This is a genomic window from Mycobacterium sp., from assembly GCF_032162105.1.
Classification (GTDB): Bacteria; Actinomycetota; Actinomycetes; order Mycobacteriales; family Mycobacteriaceae; genus Mycobacterium.
On sequence record NZ_JAVRPS010000454.1, the window covers coordinates 1 to 11,064 of the forward strand.

Genomic DNA, 11,064 nt, shown 5'->3' on the forward strand with positions numbered 1-11,064 from the left:
GGGTTCCGGTCGCGACGGTGTCGATCGGCGGTGCACGAAACGCCGGCCTGCTGGCGGTGCGCATCCTCGGCTCTTCGGATTCCGGCCTGCGCGCCCGCATGGAGCGGTTCCAGGCCGACCTCGAAGATGTGGTGTTGCAGAAGGACGCAGCGCTGCGGGATCGGCTGATGGGCCGAGGTCCGGCACAAGGTAAAGTTACCGGCGAGTAGCAAGGAGACTCTCATGGCTGACCGACTGGGTAATCCCGCGTTCGACGTGTTCCGGCTCGCCGATGAACACAACGAACTGCGCACGGTTTTACGGGACCTGTGTGAGAAGGAAATCGCGCCGTACGCGGCCGATGTCGATGAGAAGGCCCGTTACACCACTGAAGCTCTAGCGGCGCTGTCCGCCAGTGGTTTCTCGGCGATTCACATCCCCGAGGAGTACGGCGGCCAGGGCGGCGACTCGATCGCCGCGTGCATCGTGATCGAAGAGGTCGCGCGGGTGTGTGCGTCGTCGTCGTTGATCCCGATCTGCAACAAGCTCGGCACCATGGGCATGTTGATGCGCGGTTCCGAAGAGCTCAAGAAGCAGGTCTTGCCCTCCATCGGAGCGGGGGAGGCGACGGCTTCCTATGCGTTGTCGGAGCGGGAGGCGGGTAGCGACGCCGCGGCGATGCGGACTCGCGCCAAGGCCGACGGCGACGACTGGATTCTCAACGGATCCAAGTGCTGGATCTCCAACGGCGGGTACTCGACCTGGTACACGGTGATGGCGGTGACCGATCCCGACAAGGGCGCGAACGGCATCTCGGCGTTCGTCGTGCACAAGGACGACCAGGGCTTCTCGGTCGGGCCGAAGGAACGCAAGCTCGGCATCAAGGGATCTCCGACCACGGAGTTGTACTTCGAGGACTGCCGCATTCCCGGGGACCGCATCATCGGCGAGCCCGGAACCGGGTTCAAGACGGCATTGGCCACGCTGGATCACACTCGTCCGACGATCGGTGCGCAGGCCGTGGGCATTGCGCAGGGCGCGCTCGAGGCCGCCATCGCCTATTCCAAGGAACGCAAGCAATTCAAGAAGGCGATCAGCGACTTCCAGGCGGTGCAGTTCATGCTCGCCGACATGGCGATGAAGATCGAGGCAGCGCGCCTGATGGTCTACAGCGCCGCAGCGCGGGCCGAACGCGGCGAGCCCAACCTCGGGTTCATCTCTTCTGCGGCAAAGTGTTTCGCATCCGACGTCGCGATGGAGGTCACCACCGACGCGGTTCAAATCTTCGGCGGCTACGGCTACACCGTGGACTTCCCCGTCGAGCGGTTCATGCGCGACGCCAAGATCACCCAGATCTACGAGGGCACCAATCAGATTCAGCGCGTTGTGATGTCACGCGCTCTGTTGAAGTGAGCGCATTTAGCCGCGGGTGACCTTCTCGGCCTGTCTGCGCCGTATCTGCGCGTCCGGGTCGGGGTTGGCCACCTGTACCAGCGACGCCCCCGCGGCGAACACCGCGAGCAGATTGTCGATCATGGCGTCCGGCGTGTCCCAGCCGGCGGTCGAGAGCACACGGTCGGTCGCGGTCAAACCCCTTGCCGCGCCCGATGTCTCAGCTGCCGCCAAGACCTCTGCCGCCGATCGACCGGCGAGGGCGGGACCTGGCTGACGCTCTGCGGTGACCTGGTCACCATGCACGCGCACCGACGTGGCGTAGTCGGTGACGCCGAACGGCAGATCTGGGATGGCCTTGCCGAACGGGTCCAACGACAGCGCGATCACCTCGCCGCCGGGACCGGCCGCGGCGTCGGCCTCCTCCAGCCGGTCTGCCGTGCAGCAGGCGATGTCGCAATCACCTTGCCCGAGTACGACTTCCGCCCCGATGTACCACACCCCGAGCAGGACGCCCGCCGTCTGCCAGTGCGCGGGCAGCATGATGGCGACGCGACTGCCAGAACCGGCGCCCAGCTCGTCGCGCAGCAGGTTGGCCGTCTTGGCCGCCCAGTTGTGCAGTGTCGAAGTGGACAGCTCGATGCGTTCGCCCGTCGCGTCGTCGTAGTAGGTGATGCGGGGCCCGGCCGGGTTGGAGCGCAGCAGCGGATCGAGCACCGCCGCACTGATGGTGCTCAGTTCACGCACTCCGGATCGTTGGAACCCGCAGTGATGATCGGCGACGGCGGGGGCGGGGCGTCGGTGGAGTCGACCGCCACCGGGTCGGCGGTCTGGGAGTCGCCGGCCGACGGATCCTCGGAACCGAGGCCGGAGCCTGGCCCGGTGTAGTCGGAGGAGAGCACGACCTTCACCGACCCAGGAGCCACCGACGCGTCCTCGACGACCGGAAGGTTGCCCAGCTCCTTCGCGACGGCCTGGGCGCCGAGATCGTCGGACTTGGCCGCCCGGACCTGGCTGCGCGCGACGTGATCGGTTTCGTTGTTGCCGACCGCACCGGCGGTGAAACCCTTGCCCGTCAACACCTCCGACACCGACGCGGCGAGGCCGCCGATCTCGGTGTCGTTGACCACGTCCGCGGTGGTCTTGCTCGGCGAGTAGGCGAGCTCCTCGGTCTTGCCCGCGTCCTGGTCCTGCAGCAGACCGGCCACCCAGGTTTGCACCTGGTTCGGATCCACCCGCACCACGCTCTGCATGCCGTCGTCGCTCCAGCCGTCCTCCTGCAGGACCGGAATCGTGGCGAACGCGACGTTTCCTGCGGCGAGCTTCTGCAGCTGTGTGATGAAGTCCATGATGTCCCAGCCGTCGGAGAGCACCACCGAGCGCTGCACGGCGTCCTGCAGGCGGTTGAGCGTCGCCGGACTGGACAGCGTCTTGCCCGAGATGACCTCGTGGGCGAGCGCCGCCATCACGGCCTGCTGGCGCACCACCCGGTCGAGGTCACCCCGCGGCAGGTCGTGTCGTTGCCGGACGAAGCTCAACGCCTGCGGGCCGTCCAGCTTCTGCCAGCCCGCCGGGAAGTCGGCACCCGAAAGTGGTTCGTAGACTGCATCTTTCAGGCAGACATCGACGCCTCCGAGCGCATCGGTGATCAGGGCGAAGCCGAGCAGGCCGATCTCCGCGTAGTGGTCGACGGTGACACCGGTCAGCTTGGCGACCGTCCCGATCAGCGCCTCGCGGGCCGCCTCGGTCGCTTGCGGCTCGGCCTTTGCGGGATCCATGCCTTCGTTTTCGACGAGCTCCTTCATCCGGTCCAACTTGACCTCGCCGAAGACGCCGTTGATCTTCATCTTGCCGAGACCGGGCGCCTGGACGTAGGAGTCGCGCGGGATGGAGATCGCGGTGGCCGACTTCCCGTTGTTGGGGATGCGCACCAGGATGATCGTGTCGGTGTTGGTCGACACGTCGTCGCCCGCCCGCAGCGTGGCCAGTTCCTCGGCGGACAGCGGGTTGCCGTGCGCGTCGGTCCGGCTGTCCAGGCCGACGAGCAGGATGTCGATGGCGCCGTCCTCGCCGCCACCGCCGAGTGCTGCGGCGCTGATGTGGTTGATGCCCGACTCGAATGAGCGGATCTTTCCCCACGCGACGCCCGTGCCGACGACGACCGCCAATGCCGCGATCACGGCAATGGCGCGGGCGAGGCGACCTGGCATCAGCCCAGGCTACTTGCGAGACGGTCGCAGACCGGGTAGCGCGAGTCGGCGCGCCAGACCGCGTGCCAGACTCGTGAGCATGTCGCAGAGGATCGTCATCATCGGGGCTGGGGGTTTGGTCGGCACCGTCTTGGCAGCTCAGGCCGCCAAGCGTGGTCGCGACGTGCTGGCGCTGAGGTCGGCAGAGTGCGACGTCACCGACCCAGCAGCCGTCGAGCGTCACATTGACGCCGATGACGCGGTGATCAACTGTGCGGCGTTCACCAAGGTCGACGAGGCCGAGCAGGCCGAGGCCAGGGCGTGGGCCGTCAACGCCACGGGAGCGGAGAACGTGGCACATGCGTGTGCCCGCGCCGGCGCCTGCCTCGTCCACGTCTCCACCGACTACGTGTTCAGTGGCGACTTCGGCGGCGCCGAACGCCGTCCCTACGAGATCGACGACGAAACCGGTCCCCTGAGCGTCTACGGGCGGAGCAAGCTGGCCGGCGAGTTCGCCGTGCTCTCCGCCATGCCCGACGCGAACGTGGTGCGCACCTCCTGGATCTTCTCCGGCGGCGACGGCGGCGACTTCGTCGCGACCACGCGGCGGCTCGCGGCGGGCGACGGCACGGTGGACGTGGTCGCCGACCAGATGGGCTCGCCGACCTTCGTTGGCGATCTGGTCGGCGCGTTACTGGAGGCGGCCGACGGGACGATCAGCGAACCCGTGCTGCACGCGGCGAACGGTGGCGAGGCCACTCGCTTCGAACAGGCGCGGGCGGTGTTCGAACTGCTTGGCGCCGATCCGGCCAGGGTGCGCCCGATCGACACCGACCGGCATCCCCGGCCCGCGCCCCGCCCGCCGTACTCGGCGCTGTCGGGAGGCCGGTCCGCGGCGGCAGGCCTGACCCCCCTGCGGCCGTGGCGTGACGCGCTGGCGTCGGCGTTGGCGGGCGAAGAGCGCTGACGCACCGCCGCGCAGGGGCTGGTGCTGCAGGGTGAGCGCTCGTCGCGGCAACGGCGGCTGTCCGTCCCGGTGCGGTAGCTTTCTCGTCATGGCGAAACGGGCAGGGAGATTCTTGGCGCGTGCAGCGGCGGCGTCGCTGGCGATCGTCGTCGGCCTGGCCGTGCCCGCCCCGGCGCAGGCGGCGCCGCCCGTAGTCCCGGCAGCGGGTTACGGCTTCGGCGACGGGGCCCAGATGACCTGGCTCGGGCCCGAAGACGTCAACCGCGAACTCGATGCCGTGGCCAAGACCACCGCTACCTGGCTTCGGGTGCTCATCCCGTGGACCCAGATCGAGAGGGCAAAGGGGCAGTACGACTGGGGCCAGACGGACGTCGTGATGAACGGCGCGTCCTCGCGCAACCTGAGGGTCCTCGGCGTCATTGCCTACTCGCCGGACTGGGCGCGCCCGCCGGGCACCTCCTTCAGCGCCCCGCCGGACAACCCGTCCGACTACGCCGACTTCGCCACCGCAGTGGTGAACCGGTACGGGGCGCGCGTGTCCAACTGGCAACTGTGGAACGAGCCGAACCTTCCCTTGTTCTTCGGGGGTACGCCGCGCAACGCCCCGCAGTACACCGACCTGGTCAAGGCTGCGTATCCGGCGATCAAGGCGGTGCAGCCGAACAGCACGGTCGTCCTGGCAGGGTTGAGCCGACTGCCGGGCGAGGAGTCGCCGCCGGCCTTCCTGGACAAGATGTACGCAGCCGGTGCGAAGGGCCACTTCGATGCCGCCGCGGCTCACCCGTACGTGTTTCCCACCGGTCTGGCCGCCAATCCGGAGAACGGCTGGTCGGACGTTGCTGCCTTGCACGACGTCATGGCCGCCAACGGGGACGGCGGCAAGCAGATCTGGATGACCGAGTTGGGCGCTCCGACCAGCGAAGACGCGGATGGCGTCAGCCAGCAGGAGCAGGCCAAGCAGATCACCGACGTGTTGGCGGCGGCAGCTGCGACCGGGTACAGCGGGCCTGCCTTCATTTACAGCATCCGAGACACCGACTCGTCCAATCGCGGGGACCGGGAGTCGAACTGCGGCGCCCTTCTCACCTCGGACTGGCAGCCGAAGTTCACCGCCGGGCTGTTCGCGCGCTGAACGCCGTGTCGCTACACACCGGCCGCCGACGCGGGTCCCGGCCGCCGTTACCCTCTACGCCGTGAGTGACGACCTGGTCGTAGTGACCGTGACGTACTCGCCGGGGCGGCACCTCGACCGGTTCCTGGCCACGCTGACGCACGCCACCGAGCGCCCCGTCACCGTCGTGATGGCGGACAACGGCTCCACCGACGGCGCCCCCGAGGAGGCCTTGGAGCGCCATCCGAACGCCAGATTGCTGCGAACCGGGGCCAACCTCGGCTACGGCGCCGCCGTGAACCGCGCGGTCGCGGAGTACCTGGCCGACCCGGCGACCGCAGGCGACGCCGAGTTCTTCGTGGTGGCCAACCCCGACGTGCAGTGGGGCCCACGCAGCATCGACGCCATGCTGGAGGCGGCCGCCAGATGGCCGCGCGCGGGGGCGCTCGGTCCGTTGATCCGTGATCCCGACGGCTCGGTCTACCCGTCGGCGCGTCACCAGCCCAGCCTGATCCGCGGTGGCCTGCACGCGGTGGTCGGACCGTTCTGGAAGGCCAACCCCTGGACCGCCGCCTACCGCCAGGAGCGCCTCGAGCCCAGCGAACGTCCCGTCGGGTGGCTGTCCGGCTCCTGTCTGTTGCTGCGCCGGGCGGCCTTCGAGGAGGTGCGGGGTTTCGACGAGCGGTACTTCATGTACATGGAGGACGTGGACTTGGGAGATCGTCTCGACGACGCGGGCTGGCTGAACGTCTACGTGCCAACGGCGGAGATATTGCATGACAAGGGCCACTCCACGGGTCGCGATCCGGCCCGCAACTTGGCGGCCCATCACGCCAGCACCTACACTTTCCTCGCTGATCGGCATCGTGGCTGGTGGCAGGCACCGCTGCGATGGAGTATCAGGTCCGCTCTCGCCGCACGATCGCGAATCGTAGTCGGCAGCGCTCGGCGGAACTTGGCGAAAGGAGCCCGCTAACGTGGCAACCCCAGTGGATCCCGCGCAGGTCGACGCGGTGGTGCTGGTCGGCGGGCAGGGCACACGCCTGCGTCCGCTGACGTTGTCGGCGCCCAAGCCAATGCTGCCGACGGCGGGCCTTCCGTTCCTGACGCACATGCTGTCGCGGATCGCCGACGCGGGCATTCGGCACGTCGTGCTCGGCACGTCGTACAAGGCCGAGGTGTTCGAGGCCGAATTCGGGGACGGCTCGAAGCTCGGTCTGGAGATCGAGTACGTCGTCGAGGACGAGGCCCTCGGCACCGGCGGCGGCATTGCGAACGTGGCGTCGAAGCTGCGGTACGACACCGCGATGGTGTTCAACGGCGACGTGCTCTCCGGCTGCGACTTGAGGGCGTTACTGGCGAGCCATTCCGAGCGCGACGCCGACCTCACCCTGCACCTGGTCCGGGTCGGCGACCCGCGGGCATTCGGTTGTGTGCCAACCGATTCCGACGGTGGGGTCTTGGCGTTCCTTGAGAAGACCCAGGATCCGCCCTCTGATCAGATCAACGCCGGATGCTACGTCTTCCAGCGCGAGGTCATCGACCGGATCCCCACGGGGCGCGCGGTGTCGGTCGAGCGCGAGGTGTTTCCTGCGCTGCTGTCCGACGGCTTGAAGGTGTGCGGCTACGTCGACGCCACGTACTGGCGCGACATGGGCACGCCGGATGACTTCGTCCGTGGCTCTGCCGATCTCGTCCGCGGCATCGCGCCGTCGCCCGCATTGAAGGGGCACCGCGGCGAGGAGCTGGTGCACGACGGGGCGGCCGTCGCGCCCGGCGCACTGCTGATCGGCGGAACGGTGGTCGGCCGCGGCGCGGAGATCGGGCCAGGCGTCCGACTGGACGGTGCGGTGATATTCGACGGCGCGCGCATCGAGGCAGGGTCGGTCATCGAACGCTCGATCATCGGCTTCGGGGCCCGCATCGGCCCGCGCGCGTTGATCCGCGACGGCGTCATCGGCGACGGTGCGAACATCGGCGCGCGGTGTGAGCTACTGCGCGGCGCCAGGGTCTGGCCAGGGGTGCACATCCCCGACGGCGGCATCCGCTACTCCACGGACGTCTGAGCCGCGCGGACCAACTGCCGAACCCCGTAGTCGGCCCCGTCCGGCAAGCCGCCGAGCGGCCACCACCGCAAGTCCAGCGATTCCTCGCTGCAGGCGATCTGAGCGCCCGCGGGAGCGCGCGCAATGAATTGGATGTCGAGGTGGCGTGTCGGCACGCCCAACGAACACGTGACCGGATGCACGTGCAGCGCGGCAGGCATGGCGGCGATGGTCAGCCCGTCGATGCCCGATTCCTCCGTTGCCTCGCGCAGCGCCGCGGCCGCGATGTCGGCGTCGGTGTCCTCGCAGTGCCCACCGAGTTGCACCCAGCGGCCCAGCCGCGGGTGCAGGGTGAGCAGTGTCCCGGTGCCGGTGTGGTCGAGCACGAGGGCCGATGCGGTGATGTGCCCAGGCACGCATGCCCGCAGGCACGCGTCGGGACGGCCGAGGACGAAGCTCAGCACCGCGTTGCGCAACGAGTCCTGCGCGGGATCGGGCGCCTCCCAGTGGGCGAGCGTGGTGAGGACCGAGTCGTGCAGGCTCATCGCTCGATGAGGAGGTCGATCGTCGCGACCGGATCACGCGGGCCGGTCGCCTCGGCGGGATGGCCGATCGCGATGGCGCCCATCGGTTCCCAGTCGGAGGGCAGGTCGAGTTCGGCGCGCACCAGATCCTGGGCGAAGATCGTCGAGCCGATCCAGCAGCTGCCCACACCCCGAACGGCCAGCGCCACGAGCAGTGCCTGCACCGCGGCGCCGACCGCGACGGTGAACATGGTGTGCTCGGCGGTGGTTCTCGCGGCGTCGGGATAGGCGTGCGTGCCGTCGGGCACCATCACCGGGATGACGAGTTCCGGTGCGTGGTAGAGGATCTGTCCGCGGTCGAGGCGACGCTCGACGGAATCGGCGGGACGTCCGTCACCGGTCAGGTCGGCGCGCCACTGCTCCTTCATCCGGTCCAGCAGCCGGACGCGTGTGGCGTCGTCGCGGATCCAGACGAACCGCACCGGCCGGGTGTGGTGCGGAGCCGGCGCCGTCAGCGCCTCGCTCACGGCTTCCTCGACGGTGGCGGGGTCGACGGGTTCGGCGCTGAACTGCCGGACCGATCGCCGCATCAGCTGCGCCTGGCGGCTTCCCTCCTCACGACCCTGCGCCAGTGCTTCTTCGGTGCCCAGCCAGAACAGGTCCTCCTCGCCGGCACGGACCAGCGTGCGCCCGCTGGAGCCGTCGTCGCGCAGTCGCAGCCCGCGCACCACCGCCACGGGGACGCCGGTCAGCTTGCCCTTCACCAGGTCTGCCGCGGCGGCGATCTCGTCGGCGACGGCCACCTCGGTGACCAGTAGCTCGTTGCCGAACTGATCGTAGGCTCCCGCATAGCCGTGCAGCACCGCCAGACCCGCGGCGCCGATGGCGGCGTCCGTCTGACCGTTGCGCCACGCCCGGCCCATCGTGTCGGTGACGACCACGCCCACGGTGACGTCGAGGAGCTCCCCGAGCCGGCTGCGTAGTACGCGTGCGCTGCCATCGGGATCGACCGGCAGCAGGGCCAATTCGGCGGCGTCGACGTTGGAGCCGTCCACGCCAGCGGCGGCCTGGATCAGGCCGATGGCGTTCTCGGTGATCAACGTGCGTCCCTTGTGCGCCAGCACGCGCACCGCCTCGTCATCGATCAGCCTGCGGCGCAGGGCGTCCCGCTCCACGGGGTCGGTCGGTGCCGCGACGATGCGGCCCTCGCTCTTGGAGAGCACCTTGCTGGTGACCACCACGACGTCGTCGTCGCGCAGCCAGGGCGCCGCGGCGGCGATCGCCGCCGCCACGTCGTCTCCCGGCCGGAACTCGGGAAGTCCTGGCACCGGAAGGATCTCGACGGCCGCGGCGGAGCCGTGATCGGAGGTCATGCCCCGTCCACCGGGACGCCCACCAGCTCCAGTCCGCTGCGCACCATCTCTGCGGTGGCCTTCGGATCGGTCATCAGCAGCGGAATCGAACGCACCTCGACGCCGTCGACCGCCGCTTCGTCGCCTTCATCGATCAGCCAGCCGTCCAGGATGCCGACGCCCGAGCGGGCCCCGTAGTGGGCGCCAACGGCCTGCGAGGTGGTGTCGACGCCGATCACGGACAGGCACTCATCGGCCATCCCGCGCAACGCCTTTCCGGCCACGATGGGGGAGTAGCCGACGACCGGCGCGGCCGTCGAACGCAACGCGCCCCGGATGCCGGGCACGGCGAGGATGGTGCCGATGCTCACCACCGGGTTCGACGGCGCGAGCAGCACGACGTCTGCGTCGGCGATCGCCTCGGTGACGCCGGGACCCGCGACCGCCTTGTCGGCGCCGACGAAAGCGAAGCCGTGCGTGGCGATCTGGGCGCGGTATCGGACCCACCACTCCTGGAAGTGGATCGCTCGCTGGGCGTCCGGCTGGTCATCCGGACCCGACCCTCCGCCCGAGGCTCCGCCCGAGACGACAACGTGGGTCTCGCTGCGATCGTCGGTGACGGGCAACAGGCGCGCGCCGGGCTGCCACCTCTTGCACAAGGCCTCGGTCACCTGCGAGAGCGGATAGCCAGCACGTAGCATCTGGCTGCGGACCAGATGCGTCGCCAGATCCCGGTCACCGAGGCCGAACCAGTCGGGCTGCACGCCGTAGGCCGCGAGTTCTTCCTTCGCATGCCAGGTTTCGTTCGCGTGGCCCCAACCCCGTTCGGGGTCAATCCCTCCACCTAAGGTGTACATACAGGTATCGAGATCTGGGCAGATCCGGACGCCGTGCATCCAGGCGTCGTCGCCGACGTTGACGATCGCGGTGAGTTCGTGGTCGCCCGCTGGCCCGGTGCCCGAGCCGGCGAATTGTCCCAGGCCCAGCAACTGTTGGACACCGAGCAGGAACTTTGCGCCGCCGACGCCGCCGACCAAAACCGAGACCTTCACAGCGACCGAGAGTAGGCCCTCGTGCCGCTGCAGGGTCGTCCGCGGGTGCCGTTTGGCGACACGCCGGGTAACCGACGCGCCGAAATTCGGTAACGGGATGGTATGAATTTCCGTTCTAGAGCTTGACCGGTGCAGCTAACACGTGTCTAATCACATCAGTGTCATTTCCCGGTTGGCTTGCCGGTTCCGGTGTCGCAGACCGAGATTCGATCACTTGTTCGAATGGAAGGTGTTGCACATCGCAACATTGGGGCTCCACTAGGGATCTACGAGACCAGACGAGGAGGCGGAAGATGTCTTATGAGCGCGTTGATTTCGATCGTGTAATCCGATTCGACAGTCGGATGCTCGGCTCAGTAGGCGGTACCCCGCACACCAACACTGGACCGGCACAGAGCGTGGCGACGGGGCGGCCTCAACTGAGCGTGGTACCCGATCAATCCGAATTCGGGC

At 68.6% G+C, this 11,064-nt stretch carries 11 protein-coding genes and 1 pseudogene; 7 read left to right on the forward strand and 5 right to left on the reverse strand.

Annotation, left to right across the window (positions count from 1 at the left end):
- Together QOC69_RS23360 and QOC69_RS23365 are read left to right on the forward strand one after the other, a co-directional pair.
- On the forward strand, positions 1-209 hold a 209-nt coding region (locus tag QOC69_RS23360; RefSeq protein ID WP_526444056.1), incomplete at its 5' end, for an AIR carboxylase family protein.
- Between the two features lie 13 nt (positions 210-222).
- Positions 223-1,392, forward strand: a complete 1,170-nt coding sequence (locus tag QOC69_RS23365) for an acyl-CoA dehydrogenase (RefSeq protein ID WP_526444058.1) — start codon at positions 223-225, stop codon at positions 1,390-1,392.
- A gap of 6 nt (positions 1,393-1,398) precedes the next feature.
- On the opposite strand, the gene QOC69_RS23370 is transcribed toward QOC69_RS23365, so the two are convergent.
- Positions 1,399-2,118 carry a TIGR03089 family protein gene (locus tag QOC69_RS23370; protein WP_526444060.1) on the reverse strand — a complete coding sequence of 240 codons (720 nt, stop codon included), beginning with the start codon at positions 2,116-2,118 and terminating at the stop codon, positions 1,399-1,401.
- The gene (locus tag QOC69_RS23375; protein WP_526444062.1) at positions 2,106-3,581 is read right to left on the reverse strand and encodes an LCP family protein; all 1,476 of its coding nucleotides are present in this window, start codon (positions 3,579-3,581) and stop codon (positions 2,106-2,108) included. Before QOC69_RS23375 ends, QOC69_RS23370 begins: the two co-directional genes overlap by 13 nt.
- A 79-nt stretch (positions 3,582-3,660) precedes the next feature.
- Between QOC69_RS23375 and rfbD the strand changes: the two genes are divergently transcribed.
- The 4 genes from rfbD (at position 3,661) to manB (ending at position 7,704) form a co-directional block, all read left to right on the forward strand.
- Positions 3,661-4,527: a dTDP-4-dehydrorhamnose reductase gene (gene rfbD, locus QOC69_RS23380; RefSeq protein ID WP_526444064.1), complete on the forward strand. Its 867-nt coding sequence runs from the start codon at positions 3,661-3,663 to the stop codon at positions 4,525-4,527.
- A gap of 88 nt (positions 4,528-4,615) precedes the next feature.
- Positions 4,616-5,659 carry a glycoside hydrolase 5 family protein gene (locus tag QOC69_RS23385; protein WP_526444066.1) on the forward strand — a complete coding sequence of 348 codons (1,044 nt, stop codon included), beginning with the start codon at positions 4,616-4,618 and terminating at the stop codon, positions 5,657-5,659.
- Between the two features lie 61 nt (positions 5,660-5,720).
- Positions 5,721-6,614: a glycosyltransferase family 2 protein gene (locus tag QOC69_RS23390; protein ID WP_526444068.1), complete on the forward strand. Its 894-nt coding sequence runs from the start codon at positions 5,721-5,723 to the stop codon at positions 6,612-6,614.
- Positions 6,615-6,627: 13 nt separating this feature from the next.
- The gene (manB, locus tag QOC69_RS23395) at positions 6,628-7,704 is read left to right on the forward strand and encodes a mannose-1-phosphate guanylyltransferase ManB (RefSeq protein WP_526444076.1); all 1,077 of its coding nucleotides are present in this window, start codon (positions 6,628-6,630) and stop codon (positions 7,702-7,704) included.
- Here manB and QOC69_RS23400 read toward each other — a convergent pair.
- The 3 genes from QOC69_RS23400 to cofD are packed head-to-tail and all read right to left on the reverse strand — an operon-like array spanning position 7,686 to position 10,611.
- Positions 7,686-8,228 carry an NUDIX hydrolase gene (locus tag QOC69_RS23400; protein ID WP_526444070.1) on the reverse strand — a complete coding sequence of 181 codons (543 nt, stop codon included), beginning with the start codon at positions 8,226-8,228 and terminating at the stop codon, positions 7,686-7,688. The genes manB and QOC69_RS23400 overlap by 19 nt on opposite strands.
- Positions 8,225-9,580, reverse strand: coding sequence for a coenzyme F420-0:L-glutamate ligase (locus QOC69_RS23405; RefSeq protein ID WP_526444072.1), 1,356 nt, complete (start codon positions 9,578-9,580; stop codon positions 8,225-8,227). The genes QOC69_RS23400 and QOC69_RS23405 overlap by 4 nt, the downstream gene beginning before the upstream one ends.
- Positions 9,577-10,611, reverse strand: a complete 1,035-nt coding sequence (cofD, locus tag QOC69_RS23410) for a 2-phospho-L-lactate transferase (protein WP_526444074.1) — start codon at positions 10,609-10,611, stop codon at positions 9,577-9,579. The genes QOC69_RS23405 and cofD overlap by 4 nt, the downstream gene beginning before the upstream one ends.
- A 293-nt stretch (positions 10,612-10,904) precedes the next feature.
- On the opposite strand from cofD, the pseudogene QOC69_RS23415 reads away from it, so the two are divergent.
- Positions 10,905-11,064, forward strand: a pseudogene (locus QOC69_RS23415) (WhiB family transcriptional regulator); the annotation flags it as partial.